This window comes from Paenibacillus sp. GP183 (assembly GCF_900104695.1).
Lineage (GTDB): Bacteria > Bacillota > Bacilli > Paenibacillales > NBRC-103111 > Paenibacillus_AI.
Window position 1 is genome coordinate 3,719,646 of record NZ_FNSW01000001.1, and the last position, 18,816, is coordinate 3,738,461.

At 48.8% G+C, this 18,816-nt stretch carries 14 protein-coding genes; 8 read left to right on the forward strand and 6 right to left on the reverse strand.

The window, feature by feature from the left end; genetic code table 11:
• Window positions 1–20: 20 nt before the first annotated feature.
• The 5 genes from BLV33_RS18320 to BLV33_RS18340 all read right to left on the reverse strand — a co-directional run bounded on the left by BLV33_RS18320 (window position 21) and on the right by BLV33_RS18340 (window position 8,946).
• Complete coding sequence (locus BLV33_RS18320; protein ID WP_090794766.1) at window positions 21–917, reverse strand: hypothetical protein; 897 nt, start codon at window positions 915–917, stop codon at window positions 21–23.
• 23 nt (window positions 918–940) lie between these two features.
• A complete protein-coding gene (locus BLV33_RS18325) occupies window positions 941–2,137 on the reverse strand; it encodes an aminoacyl--tRNA ligase-related protein (protein ID WP_090794767.1) in 1,197 nt (398 codons plus the stop codon).
• Window positions 2,138–2,143: 6 nt separating this feature from the next.
• Window positions 2,144–2,401: an acyl carrier protein gene (locus tag BLV33_RS18330; protein ID WP_090794768.1), complete on the reverse strand. Its 258-nt coding sequence runs from the start codon at window positions 2,399–2,401 to the stop codon at window positions 2,144–2,146.
• 33 nt (window positions 2,402–2,434) lie between these two features.
• Window positions 2,435–5,623, reverse strand: a complete 3,189-nt coding sequence (locus BLV33_RS18335; RefSeq protein ID WP_090799037.1) for an FG-GAP repeat domain-containing protein — start codon at window positions 5,621–5,623, stop codon at window positions 2,435–2,437.
• 98 nt (window positions 5,624–5,721) lie between these two features.
• Window positions 5,722–8,946 carry a DEAD/DEAH box helicase gene (locus BLV33_RS18340; RefSeq protein WP_090799039.1) on the reverse strand — a complete coding sequence of 1,075 codons (3,225 nt, stop codon included), beginning with the start codon at window positions 8,944–8,946 and terminating at the stop codon, window positions 5,722–5,724.
• 185 nt (window positions 8,947–9,131) lie between these two features.
• Here BLV33_RS18340 and BLV33_RS18345 point away from each other — a divergent pair, with 185 nt between their 5' ends.
• Window positions 9,132–11,669 carry a U32 family peptidase gene (locus BLV33_RS18345; protein ID WP_090794777.1) on the forward strand — a complete coding sequence of 846 codons (2,538 nt, stop codon included), beginning with the start codon at window positions 9,132–9,134 and terminating at the stop codon, window positions 11,667–11,669.
• A gap of 325 nt (window positions 11,670–11,994) precedes the next feature.
• Here BLV33_RS18345 and BLV33_RS18350 read toward each other — a convergent pair whose 3' ends face one another.
• Entirely contained in the window at window positions 11,995–12,387 is a 393-nt protein-coding gene (locus BLV33_RS18350) for an SRPBCC family protein (protein WP_253187103.1), read from the reverse strand.
• A gap of 805 nt (window positions 12,388–13,192) precedes the next feature.
• Between BLV33_RS18350 and BLV33_RS18355 the strand changes: the two genes are divergently transcribed.
• The 7 genes from BLV33_RS18355 (at window position 13,193) to BLV33_RS18375 (ending at window position 18,533) form a co-directional block, all read left to right on the forward strand.
• Complete coding sequence (locus BLV33_RS18355) at window positions 13,193–13,975, forward strand: COG4705 family protein (RefSeq protein WP_253187104.1); 783 nt, start codon at window positions 13,193–13,195, stop codon at window positions 13,973–13,975.
• Between the two features lie 193 nt (window positions 13,976–14,168).
• Complete coding sequence (locus tag BLV33_RS18360; protein ID WP_090794779.1) at window positions 14,169–15,497, forward strand: ABC transporter substrate-binding protein; 1,329 nt, start codon at window positions 14,169–14,171, stop codon at window positions 15,495–15,497.
• 11 nt (window positions 15,498–15,508) lie between these two features.
• Complete coding sequence (locus BLV33_RS18365) at window positions 15,509–16,396, forward strand: carbohydrate ABC transporter permease (protein ID WP_216234793.1); 888 nt, start codon at window positions 15,509–15,511, stop codon at window positions 16,394–16,396.
• A 6-nt stretch (window positions 16,397–16,402) separates the two neighbouring features.
• Entirely contained in the window at window positions 16,403–16,885 is a 483-nt protein-coding gene (locus BLV33_RS29695) for an ABC transporter permease family protein (protein ID WP_216234794.1), read from the forward strand.
• A complete protein-coding gene (locus tag BLV33_RS30835; RefSeq protein ID WP_216234795.1) occupies window positions 16,879–17,088 on the forward strand; it encodes an ABC transporter permease subunit in 210 nt (69 codons plus the stop codon). The genes BLV33_RS29695 and BLV33_RS30835 overlap by 7 nt, the downstream gene beginning before the upstream one ends.
• Window positions 17,031–17,240 (forward strand): ABC transporter permease family protein, encoded by a 210-nt coding sequence (locus BLV33_RS29705; protein WP_216234870.1) that lies wholly within the window; start codon window positions 17,031–17,033, stop codon window positions 17,238–17,240. Before BLV33_RS30835 ends, BLV33_RS29705 begins: the two co-directional genes overlap by 58 nt.
• A gap of 63 nt (window positions 17,241–17,303) precedes the next feature.
• Window positions 17,304–18,533: an aminopeptidase gene (locus tag BLV33_RS18375; RefSeq protein WP_090794781.1), complete on the forward strand. Its 1,230-nt coding sequence runs from the start codon at window positions 17,304–17,306 to the stop codon at window positions 18,531–18,533.
• The last annotated feature ends 283 nt before the right edge of the window (window positions 18,534–18,816 follow it).

An 18,816-nucleotide genomic window follows, 5' to 3' on the forward strand; every position in this document is an offset into this window, starting at 1 on the left:
GTAAAGCATAATCAGGTAGACTATGATTTCGACGATTTTTTTAGTGATTCGAGCCATGCGTCTACCTCCTTCGTAAACAGCGGTGCGCCATCGATGCGGTTTAAGTGAACCAGATCCGAGAAATACTTCGGTTCATATTTATCCATCAGGTCCAGCGTAGGAATCCGGGAAGCCTGGAGTCTGCGGTTTACATCTTCCTTAAGAGAAGCGGTATAGGGCGGATGTGGGTATCCGCTGTGATACGGCATCCAGATCACGCGAAGCGGCAGATGGTGCTCAGTCGCATAATTGATGACCCACTGCAGGGCATCGATACTTGCTTGCATATCCTTCAGCTGCATCCATCCAAAGCGTTTATCGTAATCCTCCCATTTCGCTTTCAACCACGCCGGATCCTTATGTTCAAAATAAAGCTCTTTATCGATCCAGCGAGGCTGGTAAGCGAGACTGCCCTTGCTCAAATTACGGGTAAATTCCTCACCGGAGTCGCGAAAATAATCTCGGTACGTGTAGACATAGGGCTGATACCAGGGCTTGAGCCATTGGTAAGTGGGATCGGTGTCGAGCTTGTCAAGCATGGTCTGCACATCGATGCCAATGACGAGCTCGTCATTTACCTGATAGAGATTACGTTGAAGTATCTCTTTTAAATCAGTGGGCTTTCCATAAGAAAGTCCCATTTCTACCAAATGCGAAGAGGATTTCTCCTCGATGTACGCACCGGTGACGGAAGAATTACCGAAGAAAACCGGCCCCGACCGGGACCAGTTGTGATGGTAAAGCGTTTTGGTAAAATCATTTTTATAGAAGCGCAGGGAGCTTTCCATGGGATTCCACCAACTGATCCATGCATTGGTTAGCCCTACTGCTATCATTAATCCTAGTACGAAACCGTTTTTTTTGAGAAAAGACAGCATCTTCAAATCTCCTTAAGCCAAGCTCACAGTGATTTGGCTTGCCAATCGGCGTACTGCTCACGGAAAGCTGCAGGCCATTGTTGGTCATCCAGGCCGTATTGAGCCAGGAAAGCGAAGGCCCAGCGTTCGATGCCGAAGCCTACACAGCCGGTTACGGCGTTGCGTTTGCCCATTTTGATATTGAAGGCATTGCCGAAGGTGTTGCTGTGGAAATTGACCGAGCTGCAAGCGATCGATTTATTTTGATAAGGGACGGTCAGGCGAAGCTCGTATTTCATTTCCTGATTCCGTTGGAAGGAAGCCTTGGTTTGGAAATCGTTGGTAAAGAAAGGATCGTTGGCGATTTCCATGAAGCTGTCGACTTTCCATTCCATGGCGAGTTCCTTGAGATATTCAATCGATTTCAGGCGATTTTCTTTGACAAAGTCCGGCTTGCCGACGAAAATGATCTCGCGCATCGAGAAGTCCAGCAGGCGGCCGAAGTCGCTGTGGTTTTTGGATTCGAAGCGGTGGCATTTGGAAATAGCGGTAACGACAATGCCTTCGCCTTCCAGAGTTTCATCCTGAAGTCCCTCATAGCAGTGATAGCAAGTAGAAGGATTCATGGTAAAGTTCGGCTTAGGCATATGGCGGTCCAGATCCAGGGGCTGATCTTGCTTCCAGCCTCCGGCATCGCGAATCGATTGCGAGAAGCCCTCGATCACATCAAGATCCTCACGCAGGTGAGTAAGAAAATGAATATGCTCCGGAAACGAAGTAAAATGGTTCGTCTTGTTCAAGGTTTCAGTGTGAATGACAGCGGGATACGATTCTTCCTGCAGACCCTCGAAACGCTGGGCGATTTTGTTCACGAAGGAATAATCCAGAAAACGCATCAGGGTAGAGAACGGCTCGCGGAAAATAAAAAGACCGGGCTCAAGCACCTTGATGTTTTTGCGCGTAACCAGCTCGGTGATAATATCTCCTTGGTAAGGAGTCGAAACTCTATGCTCAAACAGGATGTTTTCTTTGAAGCCGAAGTCACCCTTGGAGAAACGGTCCACCAATCGGTTCACACGCTCGGCAATGACCTCATTACCTGCAGGAGAATCGTGTTCAATCCGAATATGGCCGTCTTCAATGCGAATATCGCGAATATGCTCGTCGACAAAGGCGGAGGCATACTTCAATTGTCCATGCTGGCTCTCGGCTAAACGCTCGAGGGAGATTACACATTCCATGATCGGTTACCTCGCAGTCTTTTTGTCAATAAAATCGGCTATTTCCCGTACAGTATTCATCGAATAAAGCATCAAATCCTGATTGGTCACTTGAATGCCATACTTTTTCTCAATGTGAGCTATCAGCGCCGTAGCGCCTATAGAATCAATATAACCATAATCGAACAGATGAACATCCACGTTAAAATCATCATCGTCCGCTTCAATTTCATAACGCTCTCTGATATGCTGCTCCAACTGCTGCAAGTAATCTTCATTTGACATCGGTGAAGGCCTCCTGTTTGGATATAGTAGCTATTAAGTGCCTGCTGGACTGATGGTTATACTGGTTTTATCTCCATAATGGGTAACCGTGTAGGTGTGATTGTCCGGCTGGGCTTCGATTTTGAGGTCGCTGCCTTCAATCCGGATGGCTTCAGGGCTAAAAATCTTGACCTGCTGCATACCCGCTGCCTGTAAATCAATGCGCTGCATGTTATTTTCCTGATGAATCTGAAAAGGCACATTGACCCGAACCACATGCAGGCGGTTGCCGCTTGGTCCGATATGGACATGGACGGGCTTCGACAAACCTAGATAAAAGCTGCCTTCACGCTGTAAATATACATCGGAGTTGGTGCTTAGGGAGTAGTCGTAATACTTGATCCCTTTTTCAATGACCACGCCTAGTGTGCCGGCATACTCCTCCGCTTGCTTCGGGATATGGCTTAAATTCGGCGTGATGTCCACACTCCAATGGGGGTTGCCGCGAACGAGCCGGTTTTTCAGCTTGTCCCATAAATAAGAACCCCAGGAATGGCTTACTGTGACTTCACCTTTGATCGCTGTAAGAAAGGATTGGGCCATTTGGTCTTCCGTCACGAAGTTGTAGTCCTGCTCGTTTCTCAGCTTATCGAAATAGGAGGCAAATTCGGTCAAATCGGCAATCTTCGCCGGAATCGGGAAATGGTACTCAATATGTTCAAAATAATCGATAGGCATATCCAGCTTGGCCATGCCATCAAAAATATCCGTTGAAGGAAAGGTATTCACATTCAGCACAGGTGTCGGAGTATGCAATAGCATGAGTGATCCTGGCTTGCTGTCCTTATTCTGCAGGATAAAAGGAAGCGACCAAATCGACACCGGCCGGGAAACTACAGGAGAATGCGCCGGGAAAAAGCCAAAGTTGAACCAGATGCCTTGCTCGCTCTCGTCACGCAAAGTTTGCATGCGGTCCGGATAATTGACGCGCCAGGTGTGTTGATTGGTGCCTGGATTGTTCCACGGAATGCCTAATGTATCAAAAGCCTTCTTATGAAGGGCGATTTCTTCGCGTTCCTGTGCATCGCTTTTGAAATTATGCACGAACAGGTGCGGGTCCAGCTTTAAAAAGTGGTCATGCGCGTAGGTGATGAACTCTTTAAGCTCGGTTTTATAGGGAAACTTCGGATCATCAATCGCAACCGGAGAGCCGAATTCAACAGCGCCCACGATCAAATCGTCTTTGCCATCATGATTGATATCATACCATAAAGGCACCGAGTTATGACCCGCTACCAGCGCTTTATTTCCAACTTGATTCAGCGTTGCTCCCTCCAGGGGACCTTGATTCTTCCAGGAGCCGTCGGCTTCCTGAAGATACAGAAGCAGGTCCCCCTCATTACTGCCGACCACCAGGTCCGGTCGGCCGTCGCCGTTCATGTCGCGCACCGCAGGCGCTGCATGCTTGCGCGAGTCGGGCAGCTGAAACAGCAGCTGCCCCGGTTCAAAGTCGCCGCTCCCGCGGATGCCGGCGAACAAGATCACGCGCCCGTCGCCGTCCCCGACGACGAGATCGCGCACCCCGTCGCCGTTCACATCGGCGACATCCACGGCTGCAGGGCCTTGCACCTGCAGCGGCTTTCCGCCCGCGCTAAGCGCAGCAGGCGGCCCGAACTTGCCGCCGCCGCGGCCCGGCAGCAGGCGCACCACGCCGGACTCGTCGGCGACGACGAGGTCCGGCAGGCCGTCGCCATTCACGTCCGCTGCGTGAATGGCGGCGTAAGGCTGCAGCTTGAGGGGAGTCCCCGACTCCAGCTGCAGCTTGCGAGCCTCGCCGAAGGTGTCCGGCGGGGCTGCGCCCTGGGGAAGCGGCTCGCTGGCCGAGTAAGCCGCCGGGTTCGGGCCCAGATTCGTGTAGGCATACACGAATCCGTCGGCGCTGCCGGCGAGCAGATCAAGGCGGCCGTCGCCGTCCAGATCCGCGAGCGCCGGGTAGGCGCGGTAGGGCAGCTCGATCGCGCTGGCGAGATCGCGGTACTGCGGGAACAGCGCGAGCCGCAGCGGGCTGCCGCCGCTCAGCAGGTGCAGGCCGCCGCTGTAGCCGGAGCCCGGCAGCTCGCCGACGAACTGCGGCTGCGCGTTCGTGCCGACGTTCAGCTGGGTCGTCAGGCTTTCGCGCCATTGCCCCCAGTTGAAGGAGGATCGGATCAGCGTGAACGAGGGGATCTCATTGTATTTTTTGAGCAGCTCCGCCCACTGGATGCCGTCTTTTTGGCCAATGGCCGGCATCGCCTCAAAATGGTTTTGATACGCCATCGCGGGCCGCCCATTTGGACCCAGCACCTTTTTGATGCTGTAGCCAAGCTTTTGCTTGGAGACGAATCCGATATAGGCATTGCGGAATTCGGTATTAGCCGCAGCGAATCCAAAATCAAAATAAGGCTCAAGCGGCAGCGCTCTTTTATTGAAATAAGCAGTCCCCGGAATATTTGGGCTGGTTTGATTATACTTTTCAGCAAACTTGGGAAAGCCTTGAGCCGGGTCCATACCGCTTTGCAAATCATAGCCGGTAACGAAATATCGGTTGGGCATAAAAGTGCTGCCAAGCACGACCGTCCCGCTGCCTATCTGATTGAGCGAGATAAGGGAAAGCTGGTTGATGCCGACAAGGGTTTTGGCTGTAGAAGGAACTAATCCGTAGCCCCAATCGAAGCCGGGAAGCTCTTCCATAGCCGTTCGCTTAAAAAAGCTCTCCGTGAAAAGACGAAAAACCTGCTGCATTCCGCCCATGTTGACATCCGCATCCGGAAAGGTAAACGCAGGTACCCCGCGGGTCACCGCTGGAATTTTCACGACTTGCTGAGCTCCAAGGAACTCGGCTTTAAAGTCAGGGGCAAAGCCATTTTCCAGAAATAAATGTCCGCCATGCCGCACGAAGCTTTCCAGCTTGGGAATATCCTCTTTGAAAGTCGCGCTCTGCTTCAGCTCAGGATCCAGATAGATAGAATCGTAGGCCTCAAGCTCGCGCTTGCTAAGGGTATGCAGATTTTTTCGTTCCAGCCGCAGATTGGCTTGCAGCGACTGCTCAAAGTCGCCAAAGGCAGAGGAATCGTAAGCTTCTCCCCCTGTGGCATAGAGCAGCTTGACGGTATCTTCCTTCTGAATAACAAATAATAAGGAAAGGGCCGCAATGAGGAGAATCAACGCAGCTATTCCTGCGTTTCGCAGTTTAAATTTCGACAAAGACAAAGGAATCCCTCGATTGCTAAGTTGGTAACTACCCTCGCCATTATAGCATTTATGGCCTTATTTGTTAACTTTGTCGAATGAGCTTTTACTGCTTAACCTATCATCAGAATTTCCCGGATTTCCTGCTCCGTCAGGCTGGACAATGCCTCCTGGCCAGGCTGGACCACCTCATCGATCAGATTCTTTTTTCTCAGCTGAAGCTCGTACATCTTGTCTTCCACGGTGCCCTGTGTGACTAGACGGATCACCTGCACAACGTTTTTCTGCCCGATACGATGTGCCCGGTCGGCTGCCTGCTGCTCGACGGCGGGGTTCCACCATAGGTCATAGAGGATAACCGTATCGGCCCCTGTCAGGTTCAATCCGGTGCCGCCGGCTTTCAGCGAGATGAGAAATAGGTCCCGTTCTCCATCGTTAAATCGGTTGCAAAGCTCTACACGTTCGGATGCTGGAGTTTGGCCGTCCAGGTAAAAATGCGGGATGCCCTGATCACCAAGCTCTCGCCCGATCAGACCCAGCATCTCGGTAAATTGGGAGAAAACCAGCATCCTTTTCCCCGAGCTCCGGCATTCCTCGATAATTTCCATCAGCTGCTCAAATTTGGCCGAACCTCCGTCATAGCCTTCGACGAACAAGGCGGGGTGGCAGCAAAGCTGGCGAAGCCGGGTTAAGCCCGCCAGGATTTTGATCCGGTTTTTCTGAAAATCATCCTTGCTCAGATGCTTCAATGTTTCCTTTTGCAGTTTGGCCAAATAGGCCACATACAGCTTCTTCTGCTCAGGCAGCAGCTCGGAGGCTTGCAGCGACTCGATTTTATCCGGCAATTCCTTGAGAACGTCCGTTTTCAAACGACGCAGCAGAAACGGACGGACCCGTTTAGCCACAGCTTCCCGGGTTAGTTCATTAAATGCCCTTCTACCCGTAAATAACTCGGGAAACACAACGTCGAAGATTGACCATAATTCCTCAATTCTGTTTTCCACAGGTGTTCCGGTGAGGGCGAAACGGTAACGCGCCTTAATGGCCTTCACGGACTGGGCTGTCTGGGTTGTGTGGTTCTTGAAGGTTTGAGCCTCATCCAGGATTAGCGTATGGAACTTTTGCTCTTCATAGAGATCCATGTCCTTTCGCAGCAGCGGATAGGAGGTAATGATGACATCTACTTCAGAAACATCCTTAAGAATACTGCCGCGCTCCATTCTGCTGCCGTCGGCAATAACAGCTTGAATCTCCGGTGCGAAACGCTTCAGTTCATTGCGCCAGTTATAGAGGAGAGAAGCTGGACAGACAATAAAAGCCGGCAGCTTCTGTTCTCTGATCTCGGGCAGCACCGAGACGATAAAAGCGATGCTTTGCAGGGTTTTGCCAAGGCCCATATCGTCTGCCAAAATGCCGCCAAAACGGTAGTTGGCCAATGTTTTCATCCATTGGAACCCATACTTCTGGTAATCCCGCAGAACAGGAGCCAAACGGTCTGGTACCGGAAAATCCAGATTGTCCGGGTTTCTCATGTTGTCCAAGAGCTGACGGAAAGGATTACCCAGCTTGACGGCATGGCCTTTCTCCGGGGAATCCAGCAAATGGAGTCCGCGGACTACCGGAAGATGGATTGTCGTCCCTTTCACATCCATATTACGGATGCCGGTCTCGTTCATAAATCGGATGATTTCCTGAAATTCCGCACTTTCCAGAGGTAATAACGCTCCATTCGGCAGCCGGTAGTATTTGCGCTTCTCCTCGAGGGACTTCAGCACCTTGCGAATCTCCGATTCGGGGATTCCCTCCATTTCGAAGCGGAATTCCAGCCAATCGGTTCGTTCATCCAGATTCACCTTTACCTTTGGGACGGTTTGTCCAGTGTGAAGTCTTGCTTTCACGGCGGTGGTGGCGAAAATTTCTACAAGCTTGTCCAGCTGTGGAACGATGTGAACTAGAAAATCATATTCCGCATCTTCACCATCCATAAAAAATCCGCTTTCGGTTTTGACGAAGGCACCTTGCTCCATAAGCTCGAGAATTCGCTCTTCCTGATCCCGGTCTCGCATCAGAATGCGCTCGGAGCCTCGATTCCTGGTGATTGCATCCAGCGGATTGATGATGATATCCCCATATTGAAACTCCAGTCCGGCCAGCAGTCGATCCTTCACGCGATCCAAGTACAGCCTAGCCTTCAAGCCGGGCTGAACGATGCGATCGGAAACGGCTTGTCCTATAGTCACACGACCCAGCTTCATCAGACCGGGTATGACCTGTTCCATAAAAGATTCCAGCTGTTCTGTCGGAATCCGGATTTGGTGCCTATGGGATGATTCGAGCATCTGCTGCAGCTCGGAGAGGCGTTTACACAGATGGGCATGCAGCTTCAGCAGCGTACCTTCGTGAAGCACAAGCCCGTAAGCTTCCATGACGGTAATTCCGTCCAAACCTTGGACGTCCAACTGAAAGCTCTCGGACTGTGCTTGGTCGAGCTCAAAGTGGAGTGGGATCGGCTCATCGGATAAACGGAATCCATTATATATAAGGCTCCCTTGCTCAAGTTTTACCAATGGAGCTTCTCCAAGCAATTGAAGAAGGTTTTCCCATGATAAAGGGGGAATCAGGAGCATCCGGTCACCGTTATAAGAGTGAGTTTGAAAGGAATAACGGCTTGAACTTTCGCGGTATATCTTTTCGTTGCGATAAATTTGGATGAGCTGCCGAATGATTGCCTCATTTTCTTTTTCAAAACGGTGGAGCTTTGGATCATAGGTGAAATGCCTGGATAAACCATAGGCCTCTCTTCGGTCAATATGGTCAAGCAATTCTCTTATTTTCTGCACGACATACAGTCGTTTCTGACCGATTTTGATCTCAATGCCGAACATCCATTTTCGATTACCGTAAGTGAAGGGCCTGCAGATGATCTCCAAATCAAGCGGTATCCTTGAATCAAAACGAGTATGGGTATTGCTGGCAAGCAGCGCCTTGTCGCCGAATAACTCAAACATCCTGCTCGTCAGCCCCAATTCGACCGCCGAATTCTCTGAGGGTTGAGTTTCATGGATATTCAGAAGCACGGCCGCGATATGTTTGCAGAATTGATCATCGGGATGGAATTCGGGACAGGAGCAATGAGCATCAACTTTCCCTTCTCGATTTATTTTGATCTTAACCCATTGGGGACTTCTGGTTTCTTTGACAATGGCATCGTAGTTGGAAGATCCTTGCTCATGATGGATGATCTTCACTTTTCCATCCCGATTAAAGACTTCTCCTTCTTCATAGGCGAATCGACCGCATAATAATTTAATGGCTTGCTCAGTCAATTGAATGCTCATGTCTTGATCCTTTCTTGGAATATGCAAATTGGATGCCTGAATTGCTATATAAGCTATGATAACAGAATTCATGGGAAACAGAACAACAGCGTTTTGCCATATTTTCCTGATCGCAATAGATTCCCACCCTCCAATTCTGTTACACTAGATAGGTATGCAGATTGCCTTGAAGAGAGGAATACCCGATGAATCCAATACGCAGAGAAGATATAGAATTATTAGCCCCCGCAGGGGACTGGGATTGTTTAAGAGCCGCCGTGGCAAATGGCGCGGATGCCGTGTTTTTTGGAGTGGAAAAATTCAATGCCCGAGCGAGAGCGCACAACTTTGTCATGGATGAGCTGCCGGATATTATGTCGTTCCTTCATCTATATGGTGTAAAGGGCTTCTTGACCTTTAACATCCTTGTGTTTGAAGAGGAATTGAGCGAGGCTAAGCTTTTGATTGACGCCTGTGTCCAAGCTGGAGTGGATGCGGCCATTGTGCAGGACCTCGGTCTTGTGAAAATGATTCGTGAAATCTCCCCTGATTTCCCGATCCATGGATCGACGCAGATGACGATCACTTCCCCTGAAGCTGTCGAGTTCACGAAGCCGTTCGACATTGAACGGGTGGTTTTGGGGCGCGAGAATAATCTCAAGCAGATCAAGCAAATCGGCGATCAGGCGAAGCTGCCGATGGAGGTTTTTGTCCATGGCGCGCTGTGCGTCTCCTACTCGGGTCAATGCTTGACCTCCGAGATGTGGGGCGGACGCTCCGCGAACCGCGGGGAATGCGCGCAGGCTTGCCGCCTGCCGTATGACTTGATGGTCGACGGCGTGCACAAGCCGATGGGCGACATCACTTACCTGCTGTCCCCGAAGGACTTGGCAGCGCTGGAAATCGTGCCGGAGCTGATCGAAGCCGGCGTGAGGTCTTTCAAAATCGAGGGCAGGCTCAAGTCCCCCGAATATGTCGCCAATGTCGTGAGCAAATACCGCAAGGCGATCGACCGCTTTTTTGACTGCGATGATGCCCGCCCATCGAAGAAAGAGCTGCGCGAGCTGGAGCAAAGCTTCTCGCGAGGCTTTACGTTCGGCTTCCTGAAAGGGACGAACAATAAGCAGTTGGTCGAGGGGACGTACCCGAAGAGCCGCGGGGTTTTTGTCGGGCGCGTGAAACAGATTCTGCGCGACGGCGTGGTTTGTGAGCTGGAGGCTCCGCTCAAGCGCGGAGACGGTATTGTATTCGACGCCGGAGATCCGACGAAGAAGGAAGAGGGCGGCCGGATCTATGATCTTCGCCGCAAAGGCGTGAAGATCGAGGGCGAGGCCGAAGGCGGGCTGATCGAGATCGTTCCGGGTCGCAGCGATGTGGAGCTGGGCCGACTGCATGTGGGCGACCGCATTTGGAAGACCAACGACCCGCATCTGGATAAGCGATTGAGGCAAACGTTTGAGACCGACAAGCCTTACCGTACTTTTCCGGTGAGTGTGAAGATCACCGGTGGGGAAGGGCAGCCGCTCAAAACATGGTGGACGGACATTAAGGCGGGGAATACCGTATTCGTAGAGTCCGAGCTGCTTTTGGTGCAAGCCGAGAAGCGTCCCATGGATGAGGCGTTATTTCAAGAACAATTCGGCCGTTTGGGCGGAACTATATATGAGCTGAGCCAAATGGAGCTGCAGCTGGATGGAGAGTTGATCGTTCCGATGCGCGAATTGAACAGCATCCGCCGTAAGGCTGTGGAGCTGCTGGAAGAAGAGCGCCAAAGACCGCGTATCTATCAACATCGCGATATAGAGGTTTACGGCGATGTTCCGGAAGCTGCAGGAACAGCTGGAACACCTGGAACAATCGGAACATCCGGCTCCAATGCTGCACAAGCCAATCTCACTGCACTTTGCCGCAATTTGGATCAAGTTCTCGCCGTGCTGGACACAGATATAGAACTCATTTATGCCGATTTCGAATTCATCAAGCAGTTCCCTGCAGCCGTTCAAGCGGTCCATTCTGCAGGCAAGAAGATTGCTCTGGCTACACCGCGCATTCATATGCCGGGAGAAACGGGCTATTTTCGCAACATCCTGAAGCTTAAGCCTGATGCGGTGCTTGTGCGCAATACGGGTGCCTTATATTTCTTCATGAAATACAAATGGGAGCATCCAGGTGAGCATCAGCCAGAGCTGATCGGGGATTTCTCGCTCAATCTGGCTAACCACAAAACGGTGTCCCTGTTTCTGGAAGCAGGACTGTCGAAGGTAACTCCTTCCTACGATCTGAATATCCAGCAGATGGTCGACTTGCTGCGGCGTACGGATACCTCCAGGCTGGAGGTCGTGATTCATCAGCATATGCCGATGTTCCATACGGAGCATTGTGTGTACTGCACCTTTTTGAGTGAAGGCACAGACTATACCAACTGCGGCCGCCCTTGTGAAGAGAAGCGGGTTTCGCTTCAGGATCGAATCGGAATGTCTCATCCCGTTCGTGTGGATGAAGGCTGCCGCAACACGGTCTACAACGCGGTAGATCAGTCAGGCGCGGAGTATTTGAGCCATTTCATGGACCTAGGCGTACGTTCTTATCGGGTTGAATTTTTGGAGGAATCTCCGGAAAAAGTGCAGGAGGTACTTAACTTGTACCGACGTGCGTTGGATGGGAAAATCAGCGGAACGCAGGTTTGGAAATCACTGAAAGCAACAAATCAACTCGGTGTTACCCGGGGGCAGTTGGTTAAATAGAATTGAAGCTGGATTAAAGAAGAAGCACCTGCGAATTGTACCCTGACCGGACGCTGGAACGATGAAAAACATCCTTCCAGCACCGGCTTTTTTTTTCTAGATTGCTTGAAGAATGAAAAACATTCTTCCAGAGGTAAAAAGAGGGCCATCAGGCCTAGAACTGCCCCTGGAACGATAAAAAACATCCTTCCAGCGCAGGTTTTCTTTTTCTAGCGTTCTGAAAGAATGAAAAACAACCTTACATTGTCTAATTGATCGGGCTATGACCAAGAAGGGCCATCTTTACGTTGCAAACGTTTCCCGTTCATCCGACCGAAAAACTAATTCAACTTGCCTCAACTATACTCTTGAGTGCAGACAAAACCGACTGACCATCGTCGCCATTAGATTCCTGAACGCCAGCCTCAGGTCTGTTATCATTCTGTTCGATAGTTAATAAGGTATTATTCCCTTCTTCGTTCAGTACATAGCTCATGACGAAGTAATTTTCGGGCTTGTCCTCCAATCCTGGGCGAGGTGCAAATAGAGTATACTTGATCCGATTATACTGTACCATTTCCAGTACCTTTCCCCATTGTTCGTAAACTGTACCCTCCCACTCACTGTGGAAACGAATGTCACTGCCGACTTGCCAATCCGTTAGAAGATCGCTGCCGTATTGCCACTGCTTAACCAGTTCGGGTTTCGTAAGTGCACCAGACCTTGTTCGCAGGTGCATGGATCATAATTCGGGAAATGTGCGTAGACATAATATTCCTCCTCATCGATACACAAAATCACTTTCTTCGTTGGTAACAGACGGGTTTCCATCTAACAAGATTTAGCTATCTTGTCTTTTAAATGAGCCAATTTTTTAAACCTTCTGTCATAACTTTGTCGTGTGAGCAGATGATCTAACCAATAAAGGGCTTTTTCCGTCTCCATGGCTTTTATGAAGGTCACAATCACTTTTTCGTAATTATTGTTGTATTTAAATTGTTCATCTGACATCAATTCAAGAGCTTGATGGTAATAATCCGACGCTGTATGCCACTCCTTGATTTTTGAATATAAATTTCCTAAATAAGCTAACGCGCTAGCTCTTTCCCTTTTTTCGAACGATTATTGAAGTGCAAGATGAATGACGTCAATTGCTTTTCGTCTAAAGAAAATGAACTCATAAGTACTTGCTCTGAAAGCATAATCCTCGTACCTTTTTAAAGGTTTAAAAAATGATCTATATATTACTACAAGTGCAATTGCCAGTGTAATTATGCCCATATTTAACGCACCCACCTTTCTCAAGGAGTAAGAACGATAATTATATAGTCTTGCCATAAACTAAATAAAAAGAAATGCCGTCGAGATTTTCACGGCAGTTTGAGCACCTGCGAGGTGTTTTTTCTTTCAATAAGGGCTACGTTAAAGAAAATGGCAGTTTTAATATGTAATTTATGTAATTTTAATTAATTATTCATATGAAGCGTTTACAGTTAGTTAGCAATGAACAAGGGACAACAATTGAAAATAAGGAGGATTCACAAATGGAATATTCACGAGACCGGCAGATGTTAAACAAGGTTCCAGAAATTATGATCTTCTTCTGGATCATCAAGATCCTGGCAACGACGGTGGGCGAGACAGCCGCAGATTTCCTGAACACCAACCTGAACCTGGGCTTGACTAACACGACATTTGTCATGAGCGGCCTCTTGCTCATCACACTGTTCTTCCAATTCAGATCGAGAAAGTATGTGCCAGGGATCTACTGGCTCGCGGTCGTACTGATCAGCGTTGTCGGCACGCTAGTCACGGACAACCTCGTAAACAACTTCGGGGTTTCTCTGGAGTTGACAACCATCATCTTTACCCTCGCGCTGTTGGTGACCTTTGCGGCTTGGTACGCGAGTGAGAAGACACTGTCCATTCATTCCATCTTCACCGCAAAGCGTGAGGCCTTCTACTGGTTGGCCATCTTGTTCACTTTCGCCTTGGGTACTGCGGCCGGTGACCTAGTAGCAGAAGGTCTTAACTTAGGCTATTGGAAGTCAGCTGTCTTGTTCGCAGTACTGATTGGGGTTGTGGCCATAGCCTACTATCGCTTCAAGCTTAATGCAGTGCTTGCCTTCTGGATCGCCTACATATTGACGCGTCCTTTGGGCGCTTCCATCGGTGACTACCTGTCACAAGACGCTGAAGCGGGTGGACTTGAACTGGGAACGGTGGGGACCAGCGTGATCTTCCTTGTAATTATCTTGAGCTTGGTTGTCTATCTGACCATGACAAGAAAAGACGAGATCCAGCTCCCGAATACGATCCAGAAGTAGTCATTGGTTTGGTAAAAGCAATGTCAACGTTCAAGCACCCTCTGAGGTGCTTTTTTCTTTTACATACCGCTTTTTCCACGTGTAAAAGGGACCCCCCCATGTTTTGGTTCCACCAAATCGAGTTAATAAGTAATAGTGGACTTTTTCCGACAATCGATTCCGACAGAATTTTACTCGAGGGGGGAGCAAGTACATGCTAAAAAGAACTTTTACCGTATTAACGGTTATCTCTATGCTATTCGCGTCTGCGGGCTGCGGTCCCAAGGATCCTGGAGCGTCATCCAGTTCAAGCGGAGCGAAATCCACAGGTGCAAGTGCAAGCTCAAATGCAAGCGCAAGCAAGCTGGTCATCTGGGACAAAGCCGAATTCAACAAAGATTATAACGATATGGTCAAAGTCCGCATCGAGCAGTTCGGCAAGGATAATAACGTACCCGTAGAGTACGTGGTCATTGCACCAAATGATCTGAAAGCCAAGCTTCTGGCTGCTATCGAAGGGAAAAACCCGCCGGATCTGGTCGTTACGGATGATTTCTCAGCCAAGCAGTTTGCAGGTATGGACCAGCTTGTGGACGTCTCGGACATTGCGGGCAAAATCGAATTCACGGACGCTGCCAAAAAGATGAGCATGGTCAAAAAAGGAAACTTCTTTCTTCCGCAGGCTTTCCTGGCACCAGGAATGTATGTAAGAAAGGATAAGTGGGAAGCCAAAGGCGCGAAAATACCGGACACCTGGCAGGAAGTTAAGGATACCGCCAAGCTGGTGAATGATCCTAAAAACGGCTTTTACGCGTTGGGCTTTCCGATGGGGGCTTCCGGCGGAGGGGATGCAGAGGGTATGATGCGTTCACTCATCCTTGGTTACGGCGGTGTGCCTGTCGATAAAAACAACAAAATCACGATCAATTCCAAAGAAACATTAGAGGCCTTGAAAATGGCTGCTTCCTTTTATAAGGAGAGCTTAACCCCGCCTGCTGCCGTCACTTGGGATGACTCGGGTAATAACAATGCTTATTTGGCAGGAACAGCAGGGCTGATTATGAACTCGGGAAGCGTCATGACCGCTATGAAAAAAGATAAGCCGGACTTGATGAACAATACAGTGGTCGTTCCATTTCCCGCCGGTCCCAAGGGAAGATTTATTCCCGGAGGAGGTAACGTCTTCGCCATTTTTAAAAACGGGAAAAACACGGAATCCGCCAAGAAATTTGTCGCAGCTTTCTATGATAAAGCTTTCTACCAATCCTTGATTGAAAAAATGAACGGGATGTGGCAGCCGACCGTAAAAGGGTTTGAGGACACGGAGTTCTGGAAAAAGCCGGAAAACAAAGGCTGGCTGGAATCAAGTAAAAATATTATTCCGAACACGTATCCCGCCGAATCGGATGATCTGTCTAATAAAGCGTTCAGTGAACAATTGATTGTAAAAGCGGTTCAGAAAATCGTCGTCAATAATGTGGACCCCCAAAAAGCATTGGATGAATTGGAAGCTGATTTCAAGAAAGTCTACGGACAAAAATGAGGGTGAACTCTTTGCAAACCAGGCAGAGGATGTATGACCGGACATTGGGCTACCTGCTTATTGCACCCGCGGCTGTTGTCATCTTCGGTGTAGTCGGGTTCCCCTTTGTCAATGCTTTGTTCTTAAGCTTCACGCATAAGGTTGTCGGATCACAGGCTCAATTTACGGGACTTAGCAACTATTTTAAAATTTTTTCAGATCCCGAATATTGGAAAGTGCTGAAAAATACGTTGATTTTCACGGTGACGACGGTCGTGTTCAAGCTTGTTTTCGGCTTGATCCTGGCTGTCGTGTTGAATGAATCATTTTTCGGCCGATCCGTGATACGGATGCTCCTGTTAATTCCATGGGCGCTCTCCGGGATGGTGGCCGCGATGACCTGGAAATGGATGTTTGACGATACGTATGGAATCATCAACTCACTGCTGCTGGGGTGGGGCATTGTGCCGGCTCCGGTTCCCTGGCTGAGCGGAGTCAATATGGCTCTCTTCTCCGTCATTATCGTCAATATTTGGCGAGGGATTCCGTTCTTCATGTTCTCTCTGCTTGGCGGGTTGCAGACTATTGATAAAGGGATGTACGAGGCAGCTCGCATGGACGGGGCAGGCGCCATCAGGCAATTCTTTTTCATTACAGTGCCGTCCATTATGCCAGTTATCCTGATCAGTACCTTGCTGTCCACGATCTGGACCTTCAATGATTTTGAGAACATTTATTTAATTACTGGCGGTGGTCCGCTTCATGCATCTGCAGTCATCTCTACCTATACTTATGAAATGGCATTCATGCAGAACGATTTCGGCAAGGCTACCGCTGTAGCGGCTTCCATCATTCCGCTTCTCATTCTGCTCATTTTCTTTTCCACCCGTAAAATGGACAGAGATCATGAAGGAAGGTGAAGAAGGTTGAACAAAAAAACGGTTAACCGGATCTGGAAAAACGTGCTTATTTACGGCATCGTGATCGTGGCTTTGTTTTGGACGCTGTTCCCTTTTTACTGGATGATCAAATCTTCGATCACTCCGAACGAGCTTATGTATACCGCAAAGCCCACACTCGTACCGGAAAAGGTAACATTGGCACACTACAGTGAGCTTTTTCAGAAAACCACATTTATGCGCTATTTGTACAACAGCTTATATGTCGCGTTTATGGTGACGATTATCTCCTTAATCATAGCTATTCTTGCCTCATTCAGCTTAACTCGGCTGCAGTACCGGGGCAGGACGTTTATGGGCAAAAGCATCATCTACACCTACCTGCTTCCCACAGCCATTCTGTTTATTCCCATGTATGTCCTGGTCAGCAACCTGGGCCTCGTGGATAATAAAAACGCGCTGCTGCTGGTCTATCCGACCATCTCGTACCCTATTGCTGTTATATGCTGATCTCATATTTTAGAGCGATTCCGGAATCCTTGGAAGAAGCAGCCTTGATCGACGGCTGCACCAGTTTGCAATCGCTGTACAAAATTATTCTTCCTATCGCTGCACCCGGTATAGCGGTTGTGGCTACATTTGCCTTTACCATGGCATGGAATGTTATCTGTACGCACTCGTCATTACAACCAGCCCGACAGAGCAAACCGTGACGATCGGGATTGCCAGCTTCAAGCTTTCCGATCAGCATATTTGGGGCTTATTGATGAGCTCCTCGGTAATAGCCTCCATCCCAACAGCCATTCTTTACCTGGGTGCACAGCGCTTCTTAATATCCGGGTTGGCGGAGGGCGGCGTGAAGTAGGCTGGAAGAAGCTGGATTTATGACGACATCCTTGATAAGATGGAGAGCAAAAGGAGGCTTTCCATGACATTCGAATCCAATCTCGAAAAATACGCTGAGCTTGCTGTTAAAACAGCGCTGAATATACAGCCCGGGCAAACGCTATGGATATCCGCACCTATTCATATCCCTCAGTTTGTCCGGTTAATCGTAAAAAACGCTTATGAAGCTGGAGCGAAAAATGTACATATAGAGTGGATTGATGAAATTTGTACACGATTAAAATATACCCTTGCACCAGATGATTCCTTTGACAAATATCCTTTATGGAGAGCTAATGCACTTGAAGAGCTCGCTAAGGAAAATGGGGCTTACCTGCATATTGAATCCAGTGATCCGGAGCTTTTAAAAGGTGTAGATACAAAGCGAATTTCTGCTTATTCCATAGCAGCAGGAACTGCACTAGTAAAGTGGCGAGAATATACGAGCACTTACAAAATGACTTGGTCGATTATAGCAGCGCCTTCCGCCGGATGGGCAAAGAAAGTCTTTCCAGCCATGGATGAGGAGAACGCAGTGAACGCTCTTTGGGATGCTATTTTCAAAGCTACTCGGGCGGATCAGGAAAACCCTGTCCAAGCATGGACGGAGCATAACGCCACTTTTCGTGACAAAAGGGATTATTTAAACCAAAAGCAATATAAGAGGCTTCATTATCGTGCTCCCGGTACGGAGCTGACGGTTGAACTTCCAAACGACCATTTATGGAGAGGCGGAGATGCCAGTAACGCACAAGGAATCTCTTTTAACCCCAATGTGCCAACTGAAGAAGTGTTTACCTCTCCCAAAAAAGATGGCACTCATGGGTTCGTCAGCAGTACTAAACCTTTAGCCTATCAAGGTAATCTTATCGAGAATTTCACCCTGAAGTTTGAGAACGGGCGAATTGTGGACTATCAGGCTGAAAAAGGTTACGAAGGGCTGCAGTCCATGATTGAAATGGATGAAGGATCCCATTATTTAGGGGAAATTGCCCTGGTGCCTCACCATTCGCCGATTTCAAGCTCGAATTTGATTTTCTTTAATACCTTGTTTGATGAGAATGCCTCTAATCATTTGGCTGTGGGAATGGGATTTCCTACTTGTATCCAGAATGGAACCTCCATGTCTAAAACGGAGTTGGAAAATGCGGGAATCAATGACAGCATCATTCATGTCGATTTCATGATCGGCTCCTCCCATATGGAAATTGACGGTGAAACGGCTGATGGCCAGTTGGAGTCCATCTTTCGAAACGGGAATTGGGCATTTTAAATTCGGTAAGTTAAGCCCAAATGAGCACAGCTGAGGTGCAAATATGCACAAAAATCAAGGGGTAGCAGCAGGATTGAGGGAATATGGTGCAGGAATGCACCTTGATTCAGTTATTTTCAAAGATTGAACGAAATTAGGTGCATTACACGTCTTATTTTAAAAGAAAATTCTTAAATCACAGCTGTAAGACGTAAAATACGTCTTATCACAGACAAGCTACCGTTACCCATACTAGAGTCACCCACTGTTCATCCACAACTGACCCTCACTTTTCAAACATACA

Excerpts from the sequence above, each read along its gene's own strand:
- BLV33_RS18320 (WP_090794766.1), bottom strand. The coding sequence starts at position 917 with ATGCTGTCTTTTCTCAAAAAAAACGGTTTCGTACTAGGATTAATGATA.
- BLV33_RS18325 (WP_090794767.1), bottom strand. The coding sequence starts at position 2,137 with ATGGAATGTGTAATCTCCCTCGAGCGTTTAGCCGAGAGCCAGCATGGA.
- BLV33_RS18330 (WP_090794768.1), bottom strand. The coding sequence starts at position 2,401 with ATGTCAAATGAAGATTACTTGCAGCAGTTGGAGCAGCATATCAGAGAG.
- BLV33_RS18340 (WP_090799039.1), bottom strand. The coding sequence starts at position 8,946 with ATGAGCATTCAATTGACTGAGCAAGCCATTAAATTATTATGCGGTCGA.
- BLV33_RS18345 (WP_090794777.1), top strand. The coding sequence starts at position 9,132 with ATGAATCCAATACGCAGAGAAGATATAGAATTATTAGCCCCCGCAGGG.
- BLV33_RS18350 (WP_253187103.1), bottom strand. The coding sequence starts at position 12,387 with ATGCACCTGCGAACAAGGTCTGGTGCACTTACGAAACCCGAACTGGTT.
- BLV33_RS18355 (WP_253187104.1), top strand. The coding sequence starts at position 13,193 with ATGGAATATTCACGAGACCGGCAGATGTTAAACAAGGTTCCAGAAATT.
- BLV33_RS18360 (WP_090794779.1), top strand. The coding sequence starts at position 14,169 with ATGCTAAAAAGAACTTTTACCGTATTAACGGTTATCTCTATGCTATTC.
- BLV33_RS30835 (WP_216234795.1), top strand. The coding sequence starts at position 16,879 with ATGCTGATCTCATATTTTAGAGCGATTCCGGAATCCTTGGAAGAAGCA.
- BLV33_RS29705 (WP_216234870.1), top strand. The coding sequence starts at position 17,031 with ATGGAATGTTATCTGTACGCACTCGTCATTACAACCAGCCCGACAGAG.
- BLV33_RS18375 (WP_090794781.1), top strand. The coding sequence starts at position 17,304 with ATGACATTCGAATCCAATCTCGAAAAATACGCTGAGCTTGCTGTTAAA.